Origin of the sequence: Ramlibacter sp. AN1133 (genome assembly GCF_037890035.1) — a bacterium.
Lineage (GTDB): Bacteria > Pseudomonadota > Gammaproteobacteria > Burkholderiales > Burkholderiaceae_C > Ramlibacter.
On sequence record NZ_JBBKTQ010000018.1, the window covers coordinates 12,452 to 35,588 of the forward strand.

25 protein-coding genes and 1 tRNA gene are annotated in these 23,137 nt (G+C 70.3%); 22 read left to right on the forward strand and 4 right to left on the reverse strand.

What is annotated here, in order from left to right; genetic code table 11:
- Positions 1-45: 45 nt before the first annotated feature.
- The 11 genes from WG923_RS21365 (at position 46) to trhA (ending at position 9,118) form a co-directional block, all read left to right on the forward strand.
- Positions 46-609, forward strand: coding sequence for a LemA family protein (locus WG923_RS21365; protein WP_340353021.1), 564 nt, complete (start codon positions 46-48; stop codon positions 607-609).
- 46 nt (positions 610-655) lie between these two features.
- Positions 656-1,018, forward strand: a complete 363-nt coding sequence (locus WG923_RS21370) for a c-type cytochrome (RefSeq protein WP_340353022.1) — start codon at positions 656-658, stop codon at positions 1,016-1,018.
- A complete protein-coding gene (locus tag WG923_RS21375; RefSeq protein ID WP_340353023.1) occupies positions 1,015-2,289 on the forward strand; it encodes an NAD(P)/FAD-dependent oxidoreductase in 1,275 nt (424 codons plus the stop codon). The genes WG923_RS21370 and WG923_RS21375 overlap by 4 nt, the downstream gene beginning before the upstream one ends.
- Positions 2,289-3,632, forward strand: coding sequence for a 16S rRNA (cytosine(967)-C(5))-methyltransferase RsmB (gene rsmB, locus WG923_RS21380; protein WP_340353024.1), 1,344 nt, complete (start codon positions 2,289-2,291; stop codon positions 3,630-3,632). Before WG923_RS21375 ends, rsmB begins: the two co-directional genes overlap by 1 nt.
- On the forward strand, positions 3,607-4,224 hold the full coding sequence (locus tag WG923_RS21385; RefSeq protein WP_340353025.1) for a DUF4390 domain-containing protein: 618 nt from the start codon (positions 3,607-3,609) through the stop codon (positions 4,222-4,224). Before rsmB ends, WG923_RS21385 begins: the two co-directional genes overlap by 26 nt.
- Positions 4,225-4,307: 83 nt before the next feature.
- Positions 4,308-6,575, forward strand: coding sequence for a sensor histidine kinase (locus tag WG923_RS21390; protein ID WP_340353026.1), 2,268 nt, complete (start codon positions 4,308-4,310; stop codon positions 6,573-6,575).
- 113 nt (positions 6,576-6,688) lie between these two features.
- The gene (locus tag WG923_RS21395; protein WP_340353027.1) at positions 6,689-7,405 is read left to right on the forward strand and encodes a response regulator; all 717 of its coding nucleotides are present in this window, start codon (positions 6,689-6,691) and stop codon (positions 7,403-7,405) included.
- Positions 7,406-7,521: 116 nt separating this feature from the next.
- A tRNA-Phe gene (locus WG923_RS21400) sits at positions 7,522-7,597 on the forward strand.
- 153 nt (positions 7,598-7,750) lie between these two features.
- Positions 7,751-8,062, forward strand: a complete 312-nt coding sequence (locus WG923_RS21405) for a hypothetical protein (protein WP_340353028.1) — start codon at positions 7,751-7,753, stop codon at positions 8,060-8,062.
- Positions 8,063-8,193: 131 nt separating this feature from the next.
- Positions 8,194-8,442, forward strand: a complete 249-nt coding sequence (locus WG923_RS21410; RefSeq protein WP_340353029.1) for a hypothetical protein — start codon at positions 8,194-8,196, stop codon at positions 8,440-8,442.
- Entirely contained in the window at positions 8,420-9,118 is a 699-nt protein-coding gene (gene trhA, locus WG923_RS21415) for a PAQR family membrane homeostasis protein TrhA (protein WP_340353030.1), read from the forward strand. The genes WG923_RS21410 and trhA overlap by 23 nt, the downstream gene beginning before the upstream one ends.
- 34 nt (positions 9,119-9,152) lie before the next feature.
- Here trhA and WG923_RS21420 read toward each other — a convergent pair whose 3' ends face one another.
- Complete coding sequence (locus tag WG923_RS21420; protein ID WP_340353031.1) at positions 9,153-9,935, reverse strand: aspartate/glutamate racemase family protein; 783 nt, start codon at positions 9,933-9,935, stop codon at positions 9,153-9,155.
- Positions 9,936-9,988: 53 nt separating this feature from the next.
- Between WG923_RS21420 and panC the strand changes: the two genes are divergently transcribed.
- From panC to WG923_RS21460, 8 genes are all read left to right on the forward strand, one after another.
- Positions 9,989-10,810 carry a pantoate--beta-alanine ligase gene (panC, locus tag WG923_RS21425; RefSeq protein WP_340353032.1) on the forward strand — a complete coding sequence of 274 codons (822 nt, stop codon included), beginning with the start codon at positions 9,989-9,991 and terminating at the stop codon, positions 10,808-10,810.
- Between the two features lie 176 nt (positions 10,811-10,986).
- The gene (locus WG923_RS21430) at positions 10,987-12,708 is read left to right on the forward strand and encodes a methyl-accepting chemotaxis protein (protein WP_340353033.1); all 1,722 of its coding nucleotides are present in this window, start codon (positions 10,987-10,989) and stop codon (positions 12,706-12,708) included.
- A 99-nt stretch (positions 12,709-12,807) separates the two neighbouring features.
- Positions 12,808-14,022, forward strand: a complete 1,215-nt coding sequence (locus WG923_RS21435; protein WP_340353034.1) for an alpha-hydroxy acid oxidase — start codon at positions 12,808-12,810, stop codon at positions 14,020-14,022.
- Positions 14,023-14,248: 226 nt separating this feature from the next.
- Complete coding sequence (locus tag WG923_RS21440) at positions 14,249-15,346, forward strand: TRAP transporter substrate-binding protein (protein ID WP_340353035.1); 1,098 nt, start codon at positions 14,249-14,251, stop codon at positions 15,344-15,346.
- Positions 15,347-15,356: 10 nt separating this feature from the next.
- Entirely contained in the window at positions 15,357-15,899 is a 543-nt protein-coding gene (locus WG923_RS21445) for a TRAP transporter small permease subunit (RefSeq protein ID WP_340353036.1), read from the forward strand.
- Positions 15,896-17,221: a TRAP transporter large permease gene (locus WG923_RS21450; RefSeq protein ID WP_340353037.1), complete on the forward strand. Its 1,326-nt coding sequence runs from the start codon at positions 15,896-15,898 to the stop codon at positions 17,219-17,221. The genes WG923_RS21445 and WG923_RS21450 overlap by 4 nt, the downstream gene beginning before the upstream one ends.
- Before the next feature lie 154 nt (positions 17,222-17,375).
- On the forward strand, positions 17,376-17,939 hold the full coding sequence (locus tag WG923_RS21455; RefSeq protein ID WP_340353038.1) for a cytochrome b: 564 nt from the start codon (positions 17,376-17,378) through the stop codon (positions 17,937-17,939).
- A gap of 102 nt (positions 17,940-18,041) precedes the next feature.
- Positions 18,042-18,758, forward strand: a complete 717-nt coding sequence (locus WG923_RS21460; protein WP_340353039.1) for a response regulator transcription factor — start codon at positions 18,042-18,044, stop codon at positions 18,756-18,758.
- Between the two features lie 13 nt (positions 18,759-18,771).
- On the opposite strand, the gene WG923_RS21465 is transcribed toward WG923_RS21460, so the two are convergent.
- Both WG923_RS21465 and WG923_RS21470 read right to left on the reverse strand, forming a co-directional pair.
- On the reverse strand, positions 18,772-19,374 hold the full coding sequence (locus WG923_RS21465; RefSeq protein WP_340353040.1) for an ABC-type transport auxiliary lipoprotein family protein: 603 nt from the start codon (positions 19,372-19,374) through the stop codon (positions 18,772-18,774).
- Entirely contained in the window at positions 19,371-20,360 is a 990-nt protein-coding gene (locus WG923_RS21470) for an MlaD family protein (protein ID WP_340353041.1), read from the reverse strand. The genes WG923_RS21465 and WG923_RS21470 overlap by 4 nt, the downstream gene beginning before the upstream one ends.
- An 86-nt stretch (positions 20,361-20,446) precedes the next feature.
- On the opposite strand from WG923_RS21470, the gene WG923_RS21475 reads away from it, so the two are divergent.
- The 3 genes from WG923_RS21475 (at position 20,447) to WG923_RS21485 (ending at position 21,691) form a co-directional block, all read left to right on the forward strand.
- Entirely contained in the window at positions 20,447-21,187 is a 741-nt protein-coding gene (locus WG923_RS21475) for a haloacid dehalogenase type II (RefSeq protein WP_340353042.1), read from the forward strand.
- A gap of 107 nt (positions 21,188-21,294) precedes the next feature.
- Positions 21,295-21,483: a hypothetical protein gene (locus WG923_RS21480; RefSeq protein WP_340353043.1), complete on the forward strand. Its 189-nt coding sequence runs from the start codon at positions 21,295-21,297 to the stop codon at positions 21,481-21,483.
- Positions 21,484-21,493: 10 nt separating this feature from the next.
- Positions 21,494-21,691, forward strand: coding sequence for a hypothetical protein (locus tag WG923_RS21485; RefSeq protein ID WP_340353044.1), 198 nt, complete (start codon positions 21,494-21,496; stop codon positions 21,689-21,691).
- A 38-nt stretch (positions 21,692-21,729) separates the two neighbouring features.
- On the opposite strand, the gene gspE is transcribed toward WG923_RS21485, so the two are convergent.
- On the reverse strand, positions 21,730-23,133 hold the full coding sequence (gene gspE / locus WG923_RS21490; RefSeq protein WP_340353045.1) for a type II secretion system ATPase GspE: 1,404 nt from the start codon (positions 23,131-23,133) through the stop codon (positions 21,730-21,732).
- Positions 23,134-23,137 lie beyond the last annotated feature (4 nt).

A 23,137-nucleotide genomic window follows, 5' to 3' on the forward strand; every position in this document is an offset into this window, starting at 1 on the left:
CCACCTCTTGCGGGGGTGGCGCCCTTTCCTTATCGTGCGAGGCAAATGCAGTCGTCGAACTTCCTTCCCTGGGTGATCGCGGCGGTGGCCCTGTTCTGGGCCGTCGGCGCGTACAACCGGCTGGTGCGCCTGCGCTCGGAGGCCAACCACGCCTTCGCCGCGCTGGAGGCCGAACTCACGAAACAGGCGCAGCTGGTGCAGGAATGCGTGCCGCCGGAAGACGAGCAGGCGCAGTCGCAGTTCACGGGCGGCAGCGCGTTCTGGGGCGGGCTGCAGGGCGCCGCCGCCCAGATGCAGGCGTCGCTGGCGGCGGCGAAGTCACGCCCGCTGGACCCGGAGCGCATCGCGGCGCTGGGCGCGGCGCAGGAAGTCCTGAGCATGGCGTGGGACCGCGCCGAGCGCGACGACGCGCACGACCTCGCCGGGCCGCGCCTGCCGGAGAACTTCAGCGGCGAGCGGGCGCAGCTCGTTCGCATGACGCAGGCCGCCACCGAGCATTTCAACCAGGCGGTGAACCGCTACAACGAGGCGATCGCGCAGTTCCCGGCGGCGCTGCTGGCGTGGCTGTTCGGGTTCCATCCGGGACGTGGGTTGCGGGCGAGGCATTGACATGCACACTTGCCGGCGTTCGGTCCCTCGTAGGCTGGCGGTGAGCTTGGCGAACCCCAGCGATCCGGCGAGCGCAGCGGAGCTGGGGTTCCCTTCGGTCACCACCAGCCTACGAACTGCCCTGCTCGCCGTCGGCCTGGTCGCGGGGCCCGTCCACGCGCAACAGGAAACCCTCCACCTCCGCACCCTCGCCGCCAACTGCGCCCAATGCCACGGCACCGACGGCCGCACCGTGCCCGGGTCCGCCCTGCCATCGATTGCCGGCATGCCGCGCGACTACCTGCTGACGCAGCTCCACGCCTTCAAGGCCGGCACGCGCCCGTCCACGATCATGCAGCAGCTCGCGCGCGGCTACACCGACGAGCAACTCGAACAGCTCGCGGCCTTCTTCGCCGCCCAGAAGCCATGACCATCGACCGCCGCAGCTTCCTGCAAGCCGCCGCGGCCGTCGGCCTCGCCGGCTGCGCGACGACGGCCACTATCCCGGCCAAGGCGCGCGTGGTCGTCATCGGCGGCGGCTATGGTGGTGCGACCGCGGCAAAATACGTGCGCCTGCTGTCCGACCACAGGATCGAGGTCGTCCTGATCGAGCCGAACGACGTGTTCGTCTCCTGTCCGCTGTCCAACCTCGTGATCGGCGGCAGCCGGCAGATCGCCGACATCACCACGCCGTACGACGGCCTCGCGCGCCAGGGCGTGACGCGGGTGAAGGACACGGCGCGGGCGATCGATGCGCAGCGCAAGACGGTCACGCTGGCGAGCGGCCCTTCCATTGCCTACGACAAGCTGGTGCTCTCCCCCGGCGTCGAGCTGTTGTTCGACGAGATCGAAGGCCTGCGGGCGGCGCACGACAGCGGCCGCGTGCTGCAGGCGTGGCAGAAGGCCGGCCCGGAGACGCTCGCGCTGCGCCGGCAGCTCGAGGCGATGCGCGACGGCGGCGTCTATGCGATCACGATCCCCGAGCAACCCTATCGCTGCCCGCCCGGCCCCTACGAGCGCGCCTGCCAGGTCGCTTGGTATTTCAGGCAGGCCAAGCCGCGCAGCAAGGTGCTGATCCTCGACGCCAATCCGGACGTCGTCTCCAAGGGCGCCCTCTTCAAGCGCGTGTGGAGCGAGCAGTACCGCGGCATCGTCGAATACCGCCCGCAGCACAAGGCCGTGGCCGTCGACGAGCGTGCGGGCGTGATCAAGTTCGAGGTGGCGGAAGACGTGCAGGCCGACGTCCTCAACGTGCTGCCGCCGATGCGCGCCGGCGCCGTCGCCGTGCAGGCGGGCCTCAACAACATGGCCAGCCAGCGCTGGTGCGGCGTCGACTACCTGGGCTTCCAGTCCACCGCCGCGAAGGACATCCATGTGGTCGGCGATGCGATCCAGGTCGCGCCCGCGATGCCCAAGAGCGGCCACATGGCGAACGCGCACGCGAAGGTCGCCGCCGCGGCGATCGTGGCGGAGCTTTCCGGCTGGCCGGCGGACACCACCCCCATGCTCACCAACACCTGCTACAGCTTCGTCGACGACCAGCGCGTGATCCACGTCGCCAGCGTCCACCAGTACGTGGCGGCCGAGCGCACCTACAAGGCGGTGGGCGCTTCCGGCGGCGTCAGCCCCGGGCCGACGGAGCTGGAGGGAAGGTACGCGCTGAACTGGGCGCGTAACATCTGGGCCGACACCCTGACCTGATGCATCCTCCCGTTCCCCTCTGGCGGCAGCTGCAGGCTGCCGCCTCCGTTTTGGCCGCCGTGCGGCGCGGCGAATCGGCGACGCCGGCGATCGCGCGCCTGCACGCCGACGTGCGCCCCGGCGCGCAGGCGCTCGCCTACCACGTGCTGCGCTTCCTCGGGCGCGCGCAGGCGCTGCGCCGGCAGCTGGCGAACAAGGCGCCGCCACCGGCGGCCGATGCGCTCCTCACCACCGCGCTGGCGCTCGCCTGGCAGGAGGAGGGGGCGCCCTACGAGCCCTTCACGCTGGTCGACCAGGCCGTCGAGGCCGCCAAGCGCGGCAAGGACACGCGCGCGCAGCAGGGCTTCATCAACGCCTGCCTGCGCCGCTTCCTGCGCGAGCGCGACGCGCTGGTCGCCGCGACCGAGGACGACTCGGTGGCGCGCTGGAACCACCCCCGCTGGTGGATCGCGCAGCTCGAGCGCGAGCACCCGCAGGACTGGGAACAGGTGCTGGAGGTGAACAACACGCCCGCCCCCATGACGCTGCGGGTGAACACGCACCGGATCTCGCGCGAGCCGCTGCGGCAGTTGCTGGCTGCGCAGCACATCGCCTCCGAGCCGGTGGGGCTGCACGGCCTGGTGCTGGACCGGCCGCATGCGGTGGATGCGATCCCCGGCTTCGCCGACGGCCTGTGGTCGGTGCAGGACGCCGGCGCCCAGGTGGCCGCGCAGCTGCTGCTGGAGGGCCTGCCGCACGACGCGCCGCTGCGCATCCTGGACGCCTGCGCCGCCCCCGGCGGCAAGACCGCGCACCTGTGCGAGCTCGCGCGCCACGCCCAGGTCGTCGCGCTGGACGTGGATCCGGTGCGCTGCGAACGCATCCACCAGAACCTGCGGCGGCTGGACCTGACGGCGGAAGTTCGCACCGCCGATGCCGGCGAGCCTGCCGCGTGGTGGGATGGAAAGCCTTTCGATGCGATCCTGCTCGATGCGCCCTGCACCGCCTCCGGCGTGGTGCGCCGCCACCCCGACGTGCGCTGGCTGCGCCGCGAATCGGACGTGGCGCAGCTCGCCGCGCAGCAGAAGCGTCTGCTCACTGCGCTGTGGCCCTTGCTCAAACCGGGCGGTACGCTGGTGTACTGCACCTGCTCGGTGTTCCGCGCGGAGGGCGAGCAGCAGATCGCGGCGTTTCTTGCGCACAACAGCTCGGCCCTTTTGCGCCCCGGCCCGGGCCATTTCCTGCCCCGGGACGGCGCGCACCCCGAGGGCCTCCGGGACAATGAGCCACGTGACCACGATGGCTTCTATTACGCGGTGGTGCAAAAGAGTGCACAGCATGCACCGGCTCCTCCGGAGGCCTGATCGCGCCCTGTTCCTCGCCCTGGTCTGCGCCGTGCTGCTCGCCGGCGCGGGCTGGCGCCCTGCCGCGGCCCAGGTCCAGATGGCCGAAGTCACGCAGCTGCAGGTCGAGCGCACCGAAGAAGGGGTGCTGCTGAGCGCTGCCGTCCGCTTCGAGCTGCCGCAAGTGGTGGATGATGCGCTGGCGAAGGGCATCCCCATGTACTTCCTCGCCGAGGCCGCCATCTACCGGGACCGCTGGTACTGGACCGACAAGCGCGTGGCCTTCGCCACGCGGCACATGCGCCTGTCCTACCAGCCGCTCACCCGCCGCTGGCGGCTGCAGGTGTCGTCCGCGCCGATCGGCCATTCCGGGCTGGTGTTGGGGCAGATGTTCGACAGCCGCGAAGAGGCGCTGGCGGCGGTGCAGCGTGTCTCCGGCTGGCGCATCGCCGATGCTTCCGCGGTCGATCCCGAATCGACCCACACCATCGACTTCCGCTTCCGGCTCGACGTCTCGCAGCTGCCGCGCCCGTTCCAGATCGGCGCCGTGGGGCAGGCCGAGTGGATCATCCTGGCGGTGCGCAACCAGCGCCTGGTGCTGGATCCGAAATGAGCGCCGCACGGCCGCCCGAAGGCGCGAAGGCCCCCTCGGGGGGGCAGCGCCGTACACGAAGTGACAAGCGTGGGGGCGCTGGAATGAATTTGCCGCGTCCGCCCGAAGGCCCGCCGCGCAAGCTGATCGAAAGCTCGCGCGCCTTGCGCTGGGCCATCGTCGTGGGCATCGCGGTGGCCATCGGCATCGGCATCGTGCTGATGTTCCTGCTCACGCAGGCCACCAGCAACCGCGAGTTCTACGAGCGCAACTACGGGCGCCTGTTCGCGCTGAACATCGTCATCGCCGGCATGCTGCTGGCCGTGATCCTGTGGGTGTTCGTGCGGCTCGCCTCGCGGCTGCGGCGCGGCAAGTTCGGCAGCCGGCTGCTGGTCAAGCTGTCGCTGATCTTCACGCTGGTGGGGGTGGTGCCCGGCGTCCTCATCTACACGGTGTCCTACCAGTTCGTCTCGCGCTCCATCGAGAGCTGGTTCGACGTGAAGGTGGAAGGCGCGCTGGAGGCGGGCCTGAACCTGGGGCGCGCCACGCTGGACACGCTCTCCAGCGACCTGGCCAGCAAGACCCGCAACGCCGCCGGCCAGCTGGCCGAGGCGCCGGATGCCTCCGCCGGGCTGCTGCTCGAACGCATCCGCGAGCAGCTCGGCGCCACCGACGTCATCCTGTGGAACAGCAACGCGCAGATGCTCGCCAGCGCCGGCGCCTCGCGCTTCCAGCTCACGCCCGACCGGCCCACGCCGCAGCAGCTGCGCGCCGTGCGCGCGCAGCGCAGCGTCACCCTGGTCGAGGGGCTCGACGACCCGACGGCGGCCAGCAACGGGCGCATCAAGGCGATCGTGCCCGTGCCGCAGCCGAGCCTGGGCCTGCTGGCGGAATCGCGCTTCCTGCAGTCCACCATCACCATCCCGCCGACGCTGGTGGCCAACGCGATCGCGGTGCAGGAGGCCAACCGCGAATACCAGGAGCGGGCGCTGGCCCGCGAGGGCCTGCGGCGCATGTACATCGGCACGCTGACCCTGAGCCTGTTCCTCGCGGTGTTCGGGGCGGTGCTGCTGGCGATCATCCTGGGCAACCAGCTCGCGCGCCCGCTGCTGCTGCTGGCCGCCGGCGTGAGCGAGGTGGCCGCCGGGGACCTCTCGCCCAAGCCGGCGCTGCAGGGCAAGGACGAACTTGGCGGCCTCACGCGCGCCTTCGCCGACATGACGCAGCAGCTGGCCGACGCGCGCTACGCCGTCGAAAAGAGCATCGACGAAGTGAGCGCGGCGCGCGGCCACCTGCAGACCATCCTGGACAACCTCACCGCCGGCGTGATCGTGCTCGATGCGCAGGGGCACATCGAGACCTCCAATCCCGGCGCCACCGAGGTCCTGCACGTGCCGCTGGAGATGTACCGCGGCCGCCGGCTGGCGGAAGTGCCGGGGCTGGAGGCCTTCGGCACCGAGGTGCAGCAGCGCTTCGACGACTTCATGCAGGAGCGCACGCACACGATCCTGGTGGACCACTGGCAGCAGACCTTCGAGCTCAATACCGCCCATGCGGGGGCCGCCGCCAACATGGTGACCCTCGTCGCGCGCGGCGCGCCCCTGCCCAGCGAGGGCCGCCTGCTGGTGTTCGACGACATCTCCGAGATCGTGTCGGCGCAGCGCGCGCAGGCCTGGGGCGAGGTCGCGCGGCGGCTCGCCCACGAGATCAAGAACCCGCTGACGCCGATCCAGCTCTCGGCCGAACGCATCGAGATGAAGCTCGCCTCCAAGCTGGGGGAGCCCGAACGGGCGATGCTGGCCAAATCCGTGCACACGATCGTGGAGCAGGTCGAGTCGATGAAGCGGCTGGTCAACGAGTTCCGCGATTACGCGCGCCTGCCCGCCGCCGAACTCAAGCCGGTGGACCTGAACTCGCTGGTCAACGACGTGCTGCACCTGTACGCGCGCGAGGGCGACCCCGCGCGCGGACCCTCGCAGGTGCCGGTGCGGGTGGAGCTCGATCCGGCGTGCCCGCGCATCCTGGGAGATGCGCAGCAATTGCGGCAGGTCATCCACAACCTGCTGCAAAACGCGCAAGATGCCACCGAGGGGAGCACGAAGCGCGAGGTCACCGTGCGCACGCAATGGAGCGAGGCTTCGCGCCGCGTGCGGCTGATCGTGCAGGACAGCGGCACCGGTTTTCCGGAACACATCCTGAAACGAGCCTTCGAGCCTTACGTGACCACCAAGACCAAAGGCACCGGCCTGGGGTTGGCGGTCGTGAAAAAAATCGCGGATGAGCACGGAGCCCGCATCGATCTGAAGAATCGAGTGGCCGACGGGGTGATCCGCGGGGCTCAAGTGTCGTTATCATTTGGAGTTGCGAGTTAACAACGGCATCGTGGGCTGGGCACTCGTGACGGGGGTTCCTGGGAGGGGGTCTCCGGCAGATGGGGTCCGGCTGGCGCCGGATGAACGAGTGGCGGTTTGGGGCAAGAAAGCTGATGGCAAACATACTGGTGGTGGATGACGAACTGGGGATCCGCGATCTCCTGTCCGAGATCCTCAACGACGAAGGACACACCGTCGAACTCGCAGAGAACGCGGCGCAGGCCCGGGCCGCGCGGCAGCGCATGCGGCCCGACCTGGTGCTGCTGGATATCTGGATGCCCGACACGGACGGTGTCACGCTGCTCAAGGAATGGTCCTCCAGCGGCCTCCTGAGCATGCCCGTGGTGATGATGAGTGGCCACGCCACCATCGAGACCGCCGTGGAAGCGACCAAGATCGGCGCGCACTCGTTCCTCGAGAAGCCGATCACCATGCAGAAGCTGCTCAAGGCAGTGGAGGCGGGGCTGGCGCGCAACACGCCGTCGCTCGCGGCCGTGCCCACCGCGCGCAAGCCGGGCATGGGCGTGGTGGTGCCGATGCCGGTGCAGGAGCTCACGGTGGAAGCCGCGATGACGGGTGGCCAGACCGTGCCGCCGGTGGTCGACATGGGCCCGCAGGCGCGCCAGGTGTTCGAACTGGACAAGCCGCTGCGCGACGCACGCGACGAATTCGAGAAGTGCTACTTCGAGTTCCACCTCGCCAAGGAGGGCGGCTCGATGACGCGCGTGGCGGAGAAGACGGGCCTGGAGCGCACGCACCTGTATCGCAAGCTCAAGCAACTGGGCGTGGACCTCTCGCGCGGCAAGCGCAACACGTCGTCCGCGGCCTGACTTTGGTCTTCCTCCCTCCCCCTCCGGGGGAGGGCCGGGGTGGGGGCGCTGGGGGGCGTTCCGAGCGCTCACTTCGTCGGGAGCTGCTCCCCACCCTGCTATAATCTCCCCCTCACGGCCCGGTAGCTCAGTTGGTAGAGCAGCGGATTGAAAATCCGCGTGTCGGTGGTTCGATTCCGCCCCAGGCCACCAGATCACGAACGCCCCCGCACCTCTCGCAGGTCCGGGGGCGTTTCTCCATCCGCCTTTCAAATCCCAACGCCGCATAGTTGCCCCGTTGACGAACCGCCCGAACCCGCAGCGCCATAATTCCCGCCAACACATCCGAAGAGGACAGGAGCCGGCATGAGGAGCGAAGTGAGCGTCACGTTCAAGGATGCCGCACCGGTGCGGATCGACCTGGAAAAGGCGGAGCCGATGACACCCGAGGCGGCTCGGGCCTGGCTCGACGAGCAGTTCACGGAGATGGGCTGCGAGCCCCTGCGCCCGACGGGCAAGGTGCTGATCGCGGACAAGGTGTTCGTGGTGGCGCAGGCCGCCGGTCCTGCCCGGTTCGCCGACGCGGCGTGGGCCCACCAGTTCGGCCGTTGCGCAAGCGCCGCGCTCGGCAAGCCGGTGGTGCGGGTCGACGTGCCCGCATCCAGCGTCGGGTACTGAGGGAACCTGAATCCGCGCCGCTGCCGGAGCGACAGCCCTCGGCGCGTGCTTTCCTGCCGCCTGCGCGCGCTAGCGCACAGACGGAGCAGGCTCGACGGTCTACTGTGGCCGTTGTGCCTCAGGAGGCGCCCATGACAAAGATCCTTCCCATCACCCCCTCCTTCGCCGCCTGGCGATGCGCTGCGGACCGGCTGTTGACGCTGGAGACGAGCTTCGCCCTCCACCAACGGACGATGATTCCGGGACCCATGCCGCTGCGGCCGGCACAGGAGATCGAGATCGAGCAAGTGCGCCAGCTTGCCGGCAAGCTGTTCGAGATCGCCCGCGCCGAAACGGAGCGGGTGCGCGGACACGCGAATGCTGCCTCCGGACCAACCTGAGGCGCGGGGGGCTGCGGCTGCGGGCGCGCGCCTCCAGACCCCGCGCGAGGAACTGCTCAACGCCGTGAGCCACGGCTTCGGCCTGCTGCTGGCGCTGGCGTCCCTGCCGATCCTCGTGGCCATCGCGGCACGCCAGGGCACTGCCGCCACGGTGGTGGGCGCGGTGCTGTTCTCCTCCACGATGGCCGTCCTCTACTTCGCGTCGACGGTCTACCACGCCCTGCCGCACGGCGCCTGGAAGCGCAGGTTCAACCGGCTGGACCACGCCAGCATCTACCTCTTCATCGCCGGCAGCTACATGCCCTTCACGCTCGGCCCGCTCAGGGGTCCGTGGGGCTGGTCCCTGTTCGGCGTGGTCTGGGGCATCGCCGCGGTGGGCACGCTGGCCAAGCTCCTGAACCGGCTGCGGCATCCCCTGTGGTCGACGGGGCTGTACGTCGGCATGGGATGGATCGCGCTGGTGGCGGTGCCGCCCATGATCGAGCGCATCGGCGCCAGGGGATTGATGCTGCTCGTCGCCGGTGGCGTGGCCTACACGGTCGGCGCCCTGTTCTTCCTGCTGGATGGCCGCTACCGCTACGCCCACTTCGTCTGGCATCTCTTCGTGCTCTCGGGCAGCACGCTCCACTTTCTCGCCGTTGCGCTGTACGCGGTCACCACGGGGCCGATGGCTTGAGCGACAGGCCGACGCGTGCGGCCGATGCGGGCAGCTAGCGTCGCACCCGCCCACGGGCCAGGGCCGCCCATTGCGCCAGCAACAAGGTCTCGATGTCGTGCACGGCGCAACCCGTGGCCCGCGCGACGGCGTCCCGGTACGGCGGCATGTTCGTGCACTCGAGGACGATGTCGCTCACGCCAGGGTGGCGGCGCACGAGCTCCAGCGCCGCCGACACCACATCCCGCTCGGCCTGCGCGAAGTCCAGCGTGCCCTCGTCGCCGAGGATGCGTCGATGAAACTCGCAGCCGGGCTCCACGCCCTGGATGGGCGCTCCCGCGGGAACCCCGGCGGCTTCGAGAATGGCCGGGCCCAGGGATTCGGCGGCGATCGTCACGATGCCCGGCCGCGCGAAGCGTCGCACCTGCAGCAGGCTGGAGGTGATGACCGGCACGGCGACGGCGCGCGACAGGCTTGCCTGGTACGAAGCCAGGAAGCCGCAACTGGTCGACAGCAGTGCCGCGCCTTGGCGCTCCAGTTCAAGCGCCGCCTCCAGGAACGGCTGCAGCAAGGCAGGGTCCGCTTCCCGCACGATCCGTTGCGGCGAGGCGCCGCGCACGGTCGCGAAGCGCGCCGGGATGCCCGCGCGCCTGTACGTCTCCGGATGGCCCACGTCGCCGACCGGGCGCGGGAACCGTGTCTCGAGCATGAGCACGCCGAGGAATCCTTCACCCGCATCGACCTTCATGCCGCGCTCGCCACCATCCCCGCATGATCCCATCGCGGCATGAGCCGCGGCAAGGCGCTCGCGCGCATCGCGCCGCTTGACGAATGTCAACCGCCGCGAGCCACTGCGCCCGCATCCTCGGCGTCCACCCCCGGAAGCGCCCCATGCACATCGTCCATACCATCGCCGAGCTGCGCGAGTGCCTGTCCTCGTTCCGCCGTCCCGCCTTCGTGCCCACGATGGGCAACCTGCACGACGGCCACCTCGCGCTGGTGCATCGCGCCCGCGAGCTCGGCGACGTGACGGTGGCCAGCATCTTCGTCAACCGGCTGCAGTTCCTGCCGCACGAGGATTTCGACAGCTACCCGCGCACCCTCGGGGTGGACGCGCAGAAGCTCGCGGCCGCCGGCTGCGACCTGCTGTTCGCGCCCACCGAGCGCGACCTCTATCCCGAACCGCAGACCTTCAAGGTGCTGCCCGATCCCGAGCTGGCGGACCTGCTCGAAGGCCAGTTCCGCCCCGGCTTCTTCACCGGCGTCTGCACGGTGGTGATGAAGCTGTTCCAGTGCGTGCAGCCGCGCACGGCCGTCTTCGGCGAGAAGGACTACCAGCAGCTGCTCGTGATCCGCCGCATGGTGCGGCAGTTCGCCATGCCCCTGGAGATCGTGGCTGTCCCGACCTGCCGCGACGCGGACGGGCTCGCGCTGTCTTCGCGCAACGGCTATCTCTCGGCCGCGGAGCGCACCGAAGCCGTGCAGCTGTCACGCATCCTCGCGCGCATGGGCGAGCAGGCACGCGAGGGCGGCGACCTGGCCGCCATCGAGGGCGCGGCCATGGCGACGCTCGCGCAACGCGGCTGGAAGCCCGATTACCTCGTGCTGCGCCGCCGGTCCGACCTGCAGGTTCCCGCGCCGGGCGACGCGCTCGTGGCCCTCGGCGCCGCGCGGCTGGGCGCCACGCGCCTGATCGACAACCTCGCGGTCTGAGCGTCGCCGCGGCACCACTGCCGCGGGCCGTCAGGATGTGGCACCGGGCGCCTTCTGCGCCCCCGGAGCACACCGCCTGTCCGCGGCGGACGGCACGTTTGATGGCCGTCAAGAAACAAATTGTTTCGTTCCCCGCATGCTACCTCCCAGCCAACAACAAGCCGGAGGGCGTGGACATGTTCGAGAACCTGCGCGTGATGAAGAAGCTGGCCCTGGCCTTCGGGCTGCTGGTGATCCTGACGATGGCGATGATGGGGGTGGGGGTGAGCAGCCTCGGCTCGCTCAAGCAGAGCGTCGACGACATCGCGGAGCACCACTCGCCGGGCATCATGTACGCGGGCGAATGGCACGCGCACCTGGAAGGCGCGGCCAAGCACATGTACGCGGCACTCTCGGCCGCGCCCGAGGCGCGCAAGGCGCAGCTCGACGCGATCCGGACCGACCGCACCGAACGCGACCGCCTGCGCGGCGAGCTGGTGAAGATCGTGCAGGAAGGCAACGCGAAGCGCTCGCTCGAGGCGATGGGCGAGACCCGCAACAGCTATCTCTCGCTCGAGACCGAGTTCGTCCAGCTGGTCGAGGCCGGCCGCATCGACGACGCGCGCACCCTCCTGGTCGACAAGATCGACCGCGCGCAGGCGGGCTACAACGACGCGCTGGACAAGCTGGTGGACGTGCTCGAGGAAGAAACACGCGACGAGGTGCGCCAGGCCAACGCGACCTACCAGGCGGGCCTCAACACCCTGGTCGGTGCCGCGGCGGTGTGCGCGGTGCTCGGCGTGCTGTTCGGATGGCTGGTGGCGCGCACGATCACGGCGCCGATCGCCGAGGCCGTGGAAGCGGCCCGCCGCGTCGCCGCCGGCGACCTGAGCGCGGACATCCACACGACGCGCCGCGACGAGCCGGGCCTGCTGCTGCAAGCCGTGGCGGAGATGACGCGCAAGCTGCGGCACCTGGTCGGCGAGGTCGCCACGGGCGCCGAAGTCGTCGCCCAGACCAGCACGCAGATCGCGCAGGGCAACGTGGACCTGTCGCAGCGCACCGAGGAACAGGCCAGCACGCTGGAAGAGACCGCCAGCTCGATGGAGGAACTCACCTCCAGCGTCACGCAGAACGCCGAGAACGCACGGCAGGCGAGCCAGCTTGCCGTCGATGCGTCGCAGGTCGCGCGCAAGGGTGGCGAGGTCGTGGGCCAGGTGGTGCAGACGATGACCGGCATCTCCGAGTCCTCGCGCAAGATCTCCGAGATCATCGGCGTGATCGACGGCATCGCCTTCCAGACCAACATCCTCGCGCTGAACGCGGCGGTGGAGGCGGCGCGCGCCGGCGAACAGGGCCGCGGCTTCGCCGTCGTGGCCGCGGAGGTGCGCACGCTGGCGCAGCGCAGCGCCGCGGCGGCCAAGGAGATCAAGACGCTGATCGGCGGCTCGGTGGAGCAGGTGGACGCCGGTTCGCGGCTGGTGGAAGCGGCCGGCCGCACCATGGACGACATCGTTGCCTCCGTCAAGAAGGTCAGCGACCTGATCAGCGAGATCGCGGCCGCGAGCCACGAGCAGAGTTCGGGCATCGAGCAGGTCAATACCGCGGTGACGCAGATGGACCAGGTGGTGCAGCAGAACGCCTCGCTGGTGGAGGAGGCGACCGGCGCGACCGAGTCGATGAAGGAACAGGCCGCCACGCTGCTGCGCACGGTGGCGCGCTTCCGCATCGCGGGCGAGGTGCCGCAGGCGGCGCGCACCCGGGAAGACGCGGCGCCCGCCATGCCGGCGCCGGCGCGGCCCGCGCGCAGCGCGCCCGGTGCGATCGCGTTCAAGCCCGCCGTCGTGGCGACCCCGCATTTCGCCTCGGCGGCGCCCGCGAAGCCGCACGCCGCGAACGGCGAGTGGAGCACCTTCTGAGCGGGGCGCGGGCGAAGGCCGGGGCGGCTTGATGCATGTCAAGGGGTGGCCCGCGGCCCGCTGCATGCTGCGGCAAGCCGCACGCGCGAGGAGGAAGCCATGACCGTCGTCACCTGCGTCGAGGACCTGCGCCTGCTGGCGAAGAAGCGGGTGCCGCGCATGTTCTACGAGTACGCCGATTCGGGCTCGTGGACGGAGAGCACCTACCGCGCCAACGAGAGCGACTTCGGCAAGCTGCTGCTGCGGCAGCGCGTGGCCGTGAACATGGAGAACCGCAGCACGCGCACCACCATGGTCGGCCAGGAGGTGGCGATGCCGGTCGCGCTGGCCCCGGTGGGCCTCACCGGCATGCAGCATGCGGACGGCGAGATCCTCGCGGCCCGGGCGGCGCGCCGCTTCGGCGTGCCGTTCACGCTCTCCACGATGAGCATCTGCTCGATCGAGGACGTGTCCACCGCGCTCGGCGGCGATCCCTTCTGGTTCCAGCTGTACGTGATGAAGGACCGGCACTTCATCGAGGGCCTGATCGACCGCGCGAAGTCCGCTGCGTGTTCCGCGCTGGTGCTCACGCTGGACCTGCAGATCATCGGGCAGCGGCACAAGGACCTGCGCAACGGGCTGTCGGCGCCGCCCAGGCTGACGCTGCCCAACATCCTGAACATGGCCACCAAGCCGCGCTGGGGCCTGGGCATGCTGGGCACGCCGCGCCGCCACTTCGGCAACATCGTCGGCCACGTGAAGGGCGTCGCGGACATGGGTTCGCTGTCGGAGTGGACGTCCAGGCAGTTCGACCCGGCGCTGTCCTGGCGGGACGTGGAGTGGATCAAGGACCGCTGGGGCGGCAAGCTGGTCCTCAAGGGCATCCAGGACGTGGAGGACGCACGGCTGGCGGTAGATAGCGGCGCCGACGCGCTGATCGTGTCCAACCACGGCGGCCGCCAGCTCGATGGCGCGCAGTCCTCGATCTCCGCGCTGCCGGCCATCGTGGAGGCGGTGGGCCAGCGCATCGAGGTGCACATGGACGGCGGCATCCGCTCGGGGCAGGACGTGCTCAAGGCCGTGGCGCTGGGCGCGCGCGGCACCTACATCGGCCGCCCCTATGTCTATGGCCTTGGCGCGATGGGCGAGCAGGGCGTCACGAAATGCCTGGAGATGATCCACAAGGAGCTCGACGTGACGATGGCCTTGTGCGGCCACACGCGCATCGACCAGGTGGACAGCCGCATCCTGCTGGACGTGCCGCAGGAATGGCTCGCACGCTCGCGTCCGCGGCTGGAGGTGCTCTCCGCGGAGAAGCCGGCGCTCGCCGCCTGAACGGGACTTGCGGCACCGCAGCACCGCAATTGCAGGAGCCGCTCGCGTTTTCCCGGTAGCACGAAAGCTTCCGCCGGTCCGATAGTGCGCCAGGCCCGTGCATCCACGCACGGGCTTGGCGCACGGCGCCTGCGTGGTGGATGGCACAACGTATGCATGCCAACACTCGCCAGCGCCGTGCTGGTGCACCGGTGGCGAGCGCGCCACCCTTCGAGGACACCGCAGCATGACAACCACGCGACGCAGCCTGCTTGCCAGGGGTTCGGTCACGGCCGCCGCGGGCGCGGCCCTGGCCTTCCCGATGGTCGCCCGGGCACAGCAGAACTTCTCCTGGAAGATGACGAGCGCCTACGGCAAGGGCTCGCCCTTCTACATGGAGGGCCCAGGCAGCGCGACGGATCTCGCGGCACGCATCAACGCGATGTCCAACGGGCGGCTGCGCATCCAGGTGTTCGGGGCGGGCGAGCTGATCCCCGCGCTGGAAGGCTTCGACGCGGTGCGCGCCGGCACGGTGGAGATGAACCACGCCAACAGCTATTTCTGGACCGGCAAGACCTTTGCCGCGCAGTACTTCTGCGCCGTGCCCTTCGGGCTGAACTTCCAGGGCATGAACGGCTGGCTGTACGACGGCGGCGGCCAGCAGTTGTGGAACGAGGTCTACGCCCCCTTCGGGCTGGTGGCCATGCCGTGCGGCAACACCGGCGTGCAGATGACGGGCTGGTTCAAGAAGGAGATCCGCAACAGCGGCGACCTCAAGGGCCTGAAGATGCGCATTCCCGGCCTGGCCGGCCGCGTGTACGCGGCGCTGGGCGTCGACGTGAAGCTGCTGCCCGGCGGCGAGATCTTTCCCGCGCTGGAGCGCGGGGTGATCGACGCGGCCGAATTCGTGGGCCCGTTCCAGGACCGCAAGCTGGGCCTGCACAAGGCCGCCAAGTACTACTACACGACCGGCTGGCACGAGACCGCCACCGTGTCCGAACTCCTGGTCAACAAGGCTGCCTGGGACAAGCTGCCCAAGGACCTGCAGGCGATCGTGGAGAACGCCGCGGCCGCCTGCAACGTGATCAGCGAGGCCTGGTGCCAGCGCACCAACGCGGAGGCGATGGAGGACCTGGTGAAGAACCAGGGCGTGATTGCCCGCCCCCTGCCGGACGAGGTGGTCAAGCGCCTGCGCGAGGTCACCACCCAGGTGCTGGCGGACGCCACCGCGAAGGACCCGCTGACGAAGAAGGTGCACGACTCGTACATGGCGTACAAGAAGAAGTACGAGGCCTGGGCGGGCTACAGCGAAGGTCCCTATCACGCCAAGATCCTCGCCGCCTGAGGCGATGCGGGTGACGGACTCCGGCGGCACGCCGCCGCCCCGCGCGCCCGGCGCGCAAAGCGTGGTGCGGGGCATCGAGCGCGCCATCGACGCGGTCGGGCGCGCCGCCGCCTGGCTCACGCTGGCCATCGTGGTGCTGATGGCCACCGACGTCCTGCTGCGCTACGCCTTCAGCATCGGATCGGTGTGGGCACAGGAACTCGAATGGCACCTGCTGGCGCCGCTGGTGCTGGCGGGCATGACCTACGCCCTGCAGAAGGGCGACCACGTGCGGGTGGACATCTTCTACGCGAAGTACCCGCCGCGCACGCAGGCCCTCGTGGACGTGCTCTCCGCCCTGCTCGCGGTGGCCTTCGCGCTGCTCGTCATCCGCTATTCCCTGCGCTTCGTGGAGCAGTCGTATGCGGTCAACGAGATCTCCGCGGACCCCGGCGGCCTCACGCACCGCTGGATCCTCAAGGCCCTGATCCCCGCCGGCTTCGCCCTCTTCGCGCTGCAGGCGGCGGCGCAAGGCGTGCAGGCCGTGCTGCGCTTCAGGAGGGCAGGGCGATGAGCCTGAACGAGATGCTCGCCATCGGGCTGCTGATCGGCTTCTTCGGGCTCTTGCTGATCGGCGTGCCCGTGGGGATCACGCTGGCGGCCAGCGGCTTCTTCTTCGGCTTCCTCGGCTTCGGCGAGAGCCTGTTCAACCTGCTGCCCGCGCGCATCTACGGCGTGGTGGCGAACTACCAGTGGCTGGCGATCCCGCTGTTCGTGTTCATGGGCGTGATGCTGGAGAAGTCGCGGCTGGCCGAGGACCTGCTGGACGTGATCGGCCACCTCGCGGGCGGCCTGCACGGCGGCATGGCCCTGGGGATCGTGCTGGTGGGGGTCCTCATGGGCGCGACCACCGGCATCGTCGGCGCCACCGTCATCACGCTGGGCCTGCTCACGCTGCCGACGCTGCTGCGGCGCGGCTACGATCCGGCCATCTCGTGCGGCGCGATCTGCGCCTCCGGCACGCTGGGGCAGATCATCCCGCCCAGCCTGGTGCTGATCCTGCTGTCGGACATCATGCAGCTGTCGGTGGGCACGCTGTTCGCGGCCGCGGTGCTGCCGGGCCTGATGCTGGCGGGCCTCTACATCCTGTGGATCGTCGCCAACGGCGTGTTCCGCCCGCAGTCCATGCCGCCGCTGCCCAAGGCGGAACGCGATTCGCTCACCCGCTACGTGCTCTGGTCGCGCGTGTTCAAGGTGGCCCTGCCGCCGCTCGCGCTGGTGCTCGCCGTGCTCGGCTCGATCATCGCCGGCATCGCTGCGCCGACCGAGGCGGCGTCGATGGGCGCGCTCGGCTCGATCGTGGTCGTGGCCGCCGCCCGGCGCCTGAGCATGGATGTCCTGCGCGAGGTGATGCGCAGCACCATGCGCACGTCCGCGATGGTGCTGTTCATCCTGATCTGTTCGCAGGTCTTCAGCCTCGCCTTCCGCGGCCTGCAGGGCGAACTGCTGATCGAGGACCTGTTCAGGCTGCTGCCCGGCGGCACGGCGACGGCGGTGTGGTTCCTGATGGCGCTGATCTTCGTGCTCGGCTTCTTCATCGAGTGGATCGAGATCAGCTACATCGCGGTGCCGCTGTTCCTGCCGATCTTCGTGGCCGCCAAGGTGGACATGGTGTGGCTGGCCATGCTGATCACCGTCAACCTGCAGTCCTCCTTCCTCACCCCGCCTTTCGGCTGGGCGCTGTTCTTCCTGCGCGGGGTGGCGCCGCCGGAGATCAGCACCCGCCACATCTACACGGGGATCGTGCCGTTCGTGGGGCTGCAGCTGGTCGGGATCGTGCTGGTGTTCTCCTTTCCCGCCATCGCCACCTGGCTGCCCAAGGCCATCGGCTGGTGAGCGCATCCGGGCTGGCCCAAAACCTGCTACATATTTTTCGACAGGCCGAGGGCACGCGGCCTGTGCAAGTTGTCTCCTCCACCTCGGGAAAGGGTGGTTGGGCCCCGGGGCCGGCAAACACCCCGGGGCCCTTTCCTCGCCCATACTGCGCGCCATGGGCCGCGCGACGCTCGCCAACACCCCGGAACGCTATGGCTGGATCGCCATCGTCCTGCACTGGGCGATGGCGGCGCTGCTGGCGGGCCTCGTCGGGCTGGGGATTTTCATGGTGCAACTCCCCGATGTCGGGTACGACCGCGAGAAGATCACCCTGATCCTGGTGCACAAGGCGCTCGGCATGATCGCGCTTGCGGGGGCAGGGGCACGCATGGTGTGGCGCCTGACGAATGCGTTGCCCCGTTTTGTCGATGGGCTGCCGCCCTGGCAGCAGGTGAGCGCTCTCTTCGTTCACCTGTGGCTGTACGCCCTGATGTTCGCGGTGCCCGTGACGGGGTGGCTCATGTCGTCGGCCGGCGGCTACCCGACGCCGATCTTCTCCTGGCTCGATGCGCCGGACCTGATCGCGCGCAACGAACACCTGTTCCGCACGCTGATCGACGTGCACCGCTGGCTCGCCTACGCGTTTACGGGCGTCGTCGTGCTGCATGCCGCCGCGGCCCTGCGCCACCACCTGGTGCTCAAGGACCACACATTGCGCAAGATGCTTCCCGGAGGCTGACGACAGGCCCCGAGCGAAGGCGCCGCGCTGCCGAGCCACCCCTATACTGGTTTGCATGTCGTACCGCAGGGGCGGGCACCGCGGGTGCGCCCCGGAACAAGAATGATGGACGGAAAACAGGTGCTGATCGTCGAGGACGACCCGGTCACGGCCGTCATCCTGCAGGGAATGCTGCGCAAGCTCGGGGCGGGTGCGGTCGTGCTGCAGGACGCCGCATCCGCGTGGCAGCTGCTGTGCGAGCAGGCCTTCGACCTGGTGTTCCTCGACCTGTGCCTCGGTGACGGCGACGGCGAGACGCTGCTGCGGCGCCTGCGCGCCAGCACCGGCCCGCAAGCGCCCGACGCGCGCACCCCGGTGGTCGTGATCACCGGCCGCCACGACCTCGATTCGCGCGTGCGCCTGCTCGATGCCGGCGCCGACCAGTTCGTGAAGAAGCCCTTCGACCTGCGCGAGCTGGAAGCACTGGTTCGCGCCGTGTTCCGGCGCCGTGCGGTGGCCGGTGCGCCGGTGCGCCACGGCGAACTGGAACTCGACCTCGTGCAGCGCACCTGCCATTACCACGGCCGGCTGGTGGTGCTCACGCGCGCGGAGTTCGACATCCTCCTGTGCCTGGCGCGCTCGTTCCCGCAGGCGGTGCCGGCGGGCGGCCTGCTCAAGGACGCCGGCGAGGGCACGCCGAGTGCCACGGCGCTGCAGGTGCACATCCATCACCTGCGCCAGAAGCTGCACGAAGCCGCCATCGAGACGGTGCGCGGCGGGGGCTACCGCCTGGCCGACGGCCAGCTCGCGGACTCCGAACTGCAGCCGCTCGCCGCGTAGTCTCGCGGGCCAGCTAGCGCGCCTGTTCGAGCACGAAGGCCGCGAGCTCGCGCACCAGGCGCGCCGTGGCTTCGTTGGCCGCGCGCACGCCGCCCGCGGGCGTCGCCTCGCCCATCGCCTGCCGCGCCGCGAATTCGCGCGAGGCCACGACCTGCCGCGCCGCATCCACCACCTGTGCATGCAGCACCAGCCGCAGCACCGGCGGCTGCGCCTCGAAGTCCTGCAGCAGTTCCTGCACGTCGACCTGCAGCGAGTGCGTGGCCGCACCGGCATGGGGCGGCACCAGCACCGCCTGGAAGCGCCCGGTCGCCTCGAGTGCGCGCACCAGCAGCGGCTGCAGCATCTGCGGCGGCGTCTCGGCCCATTCGTTGCGGCCGTAGTAGGCGAGGTGGTGGGGGCGCAGGCTGTACGCCATGCGCTTCGTGTCGTATGCCGGCCGCGCCTGCGGCCCGAGCACCAGCAAGGTGAGCGGTGCGCGCGGTCCGCGCGGCAGGTCCGCCGGCAACTGGTCGATCAACGAGCTCGTGACGGCGGGCTCGGCGGGCGGCAGCGCGCAGCCGGCCAGCAGCGCCGCCGCGCCGAGTCGAACGACGAGGCGCAGCCCCGCCCGCGTCATTGCGCCTCGCCCGGGCCGACCGGCACGGGGCGGGCGCCGCGCCACAGGACCGAGGGGTTGCGCTGGATGCGGGTGGCGGTGTCGTCCAGGGTGCTCGAGAGGTGCTCCATGCGCGCCAATGTACGCTGGGCCTCGGGCAACAGCTGCAGCTGCAGCGCGCGCACGGTCTCGTTGCCCGATTGCAGCAGCGGCTGCAGCTGCGTGCTGGCACGCTCGGTGTTGTCCAGGATCACCCCCATGCGCTGGCGCGTGGAGGTCGAGAGGTCGTCCAGCCGCACCAGGGTCTGCTGCGTCTCGGGCAGGATGCGCGTGCGCAGCGAATGCAGCACGTCGTCGCTGGACTGCAGCAGCGGCTGCATGCGCGCGCTGGCGCGTTCGGCGTTGGCGAGGAAGCTCTCGATGCGCCCGTTGTTGGCGGCCAGCGTGCGCGTGAGCTGCTCCAGGCTGGCGAGCGACTGCTTCATGGAGGCGACGGTGCCGCGGTCCAGCGTGCCTTCGAGCAGGGCCGTCACGCGCTGCACGCTCTCGTTCAGCTCGCCCATGGTGGTGTCGAGGCTCACCGTCTGCGCCGGCGCGCTGGCGATCACCGGGTGCGCGCCGTCCTTCGGCACCGCGAGCGGCGCGCCCGGGGCGCCGCGGTCCTCCAGGCTCACGTACACGTAGCCCGTGAAGCCGCGCGTGGCCAGCCCGCGGCCGGTGATGGTCGCGACGGTGGCGCTGCTGACCGGCGCGTCCCGGCGCACTGCCAGCAGCACGCGCACGCTGCGCGGATCGGCCAGCCGTACCTCGCGCACCTGCCCCACCTCGACGCCGTGGAACTCCACCGGCGCCCCCGCGATGAGGCCCGAGACCGGCTCGCGCGAGCGGATCTCGTAGGTGGCATAGCGGCCGGCGGTGACCGCATAGGCGGCGGCCGCGGCGGCCGCGACGGCGGCGAGGGAGAGCGCGAAGGCCCACCTCGCCCTGGACGATACGTTCGGCTTCATGCGCGCTCCCCGGGGCTGATCAGCGTGGGGGATGGAGCGCGGGTGGCGTACTTTGGTTCCCGCGCCGGGCCGCCTACACTGCGCGCATGCCCAACGCACCCGCTTCGCCCTGGCCCGACGCCGAGCGCGTCGAGGTCCTCGTGTTCGACATCTTCGGCACCGTCGTCGACTGGCACGGCAGCATCGCACGCGAGCTGGCGCACGCGCATCCGCAGGTGGATGGCGCCGCTTTCGCGCGGGCGTGGCGCGCCGGCTACCAGCCGGCGATGGCGCGCGTGCGCTCGGGCGAGCTGGGCTGGACGCTGATCGACGACCTGCACCGCATGATCCTCGACCGGATCCTGCCGCAGTTCGGCCTGGCCCACCTGGACGAGGCCGCGCGCGCGGACCTCAATCGCGCCTGGCACCGGCTCGATCCGTGGCCGGACGCGGTGGAGGGCGTGAAGCGCCTGAAGGCGAAGTACATCTGCTGCACCCTGTCGAACGGCAACCTGGGCCTGCTCACGCGCATGGCCAAGCGCGCCGGCCTGCCCTGGGACTGCATCCTCTCGGCCGAGGTGTTCCGCGCGTACAAGCCCGACCCGGCGACCTATCTCGGGGCGGCGAAGGTGTTCGACGTCCCGCCCGAGCGCGTGATGCTGGTCGCCGCGCACCACGACGACCTGGCCGCCGCGCGCACCTGCGGGCTGCGCACCGCCTATGTCGAGCGGCCCTTCGAGTTCGGGCGCGACCAGCCCAAGGACGTGGGCCCGCGGCCGGAGAACGACCTGCACAGCCGCGACCTGCTGGACCTTGCGGACCGGCTGGGCTGCCCCGCCGCGCTGTAGTCAGGCACTGACAGCCGCGCGCGGGCGCGGACTAGGCACCGCCGCGCATGCAGCCTAAGCGCGCCGGCGCCGGCGCGTCGCACCATGGCATCGTGAAAGGAAGAGCGATGCCGGAAGACCGTACCCCTATCGACCACGGGCTGGCGCATCCCCAACCGGAGCGCGGCCGCATTCCGCAGTCCAACCCGCAGGCGGGCCAGGACGAGCGCGAGCTGGTGCCCGACCAGCCCACGCACGAAGACAAGAAGCAGCCGGGCGTCGGCGGCCACACGAACTTCGTGCAGACGCCGGATTGAGGAGCCCTCCATGGTGATGTTCAAGACGAAATTCAGGCCCGCCTCGGACAAGCCGCGGGCCCAGCAACAGCAGCAGCCGCAGCCGGTGCCGCCGATGCCGAAGCCGCAGCAGCAGGACGAGAAGGCCCCGCCGATCGAGAAGGAACGCGGCCCGCAGTACCCGATCAGGGAGCCGGGTCCGAGGCACGAGCCCGAGCGCGCCCGGTAGGCTGGCGGTGAGCCGCGCCAGCGCGCCAACCCCAGCGCTCAGTCCCGCGTCACGCGCAGCACTTCCTCGCGCGAGGTGATCCCTTCGCGGATCAGGCGTTCGCCGTCCTCGCGCATCAGCCGCAGGCCGGAGGCGAGCGCCGTCTCGCGGATCGCCGCCTCGCCGGCGCGGGTGTGGATCAGGGCGCGGATGCGCTCGTCCGCGGTCATCAGCTCGAAGATGCCCGTGCGGCCGTGGTAGCCGGTGTAGCCGCAGTGCTGGCAGCCGCGCGCCACGCCTTCCACTTCCACCTTGCAGTATTCGCACAGCTTGCGCACCAGGCGCTGCGCCAGCACGCCCAGGATCGACGAGCTCAGGAGGAAGGGCTCCACGCCCATGTCGGTCAGGCGCGTGACCGCGCTGGCCGCGTCGTTGGTGTGCAGCGTGGCCAGCACGAGGTGGCCGGTCAGCGAAGCCTGGATGGCGATCTGCGCGGTCTCGTAGTCGCGGATCTCGCCGATCATGATCACGTCCGGGTCCTGGCGCAGGATCGCGCGCAGCGCCTTGGCGAAATCGAGGTCGATCTTCGGGTTGACCTGCGTCTGCCCGATGCCGGGCAGCTCGTACTCGATCGGGTCCTCCACCGTCATGATGTTGCTGGTGGACGCGTCGAGCCGGCTGAGTGCCGCGTACAGCGTGGTGGTCTTGCCCGAGCCGGTCGGGCCCGTCACGAGGATGATGCCGTGCGGCTGCTCGATCAGGTGCAGGAAGCGCTGCAGCGTGTCGCCCGTCATGCCGACCGATTCGAGGCTGATGCGCGTCTCGCTCTTGTCCAGGAGACGCAGCACGGCGCGCTCGCCGTGCGCGCTCGGGATGGTGGACACGCGCACGTCCACCGCGCGGGTGCCGATGCGCAGCGAGATGCGGCCGTCCTGCGGCAGGCGCTTCTCGGCGATGTCCAGTTCCGCCATGATCTTCAGGCGCGAGATCAGCGCCGCGTGCAGCGCGCGATTGGGCTGCACCACCTCGCGCAGCGCGCCGTCGACGCGGAACCGCACGGAGGAGTGCCGCTCGTAGGCCTCGATGTGGATGTCGCTGGCGCCGTCGCGCGCGGCCTGCGTGAGCAGCGCGTTGAGCATGCGGATGATGGGTGCGTCGTCGCTCGCCTCCAGCAGGTCCTCCACCGCGGGCAGTTCCTGCATCATGCGGGTGAGGTCGGCGTCGTTCTGCACCTCGCTCACCACCGTGGCGGCGCTCGACTCGCCCTGGGCGTAGGCGGCGCTGATGCGCTGCGCGAGCTCGCCGGGATCGAGCTGCTCCAGCTTGCGCACCGGGTACTTGCGCAGCACCTCGCTCCACGCGGGCTGCGGCGCGCCGGCGTGCCACAGCACGTACTGGTGGCCGTCGTCTTCCAGCAATAGCTGCTGGCTGCGCGCGAACGCGTAGGGCAGGGGGTAGCGCATGGAA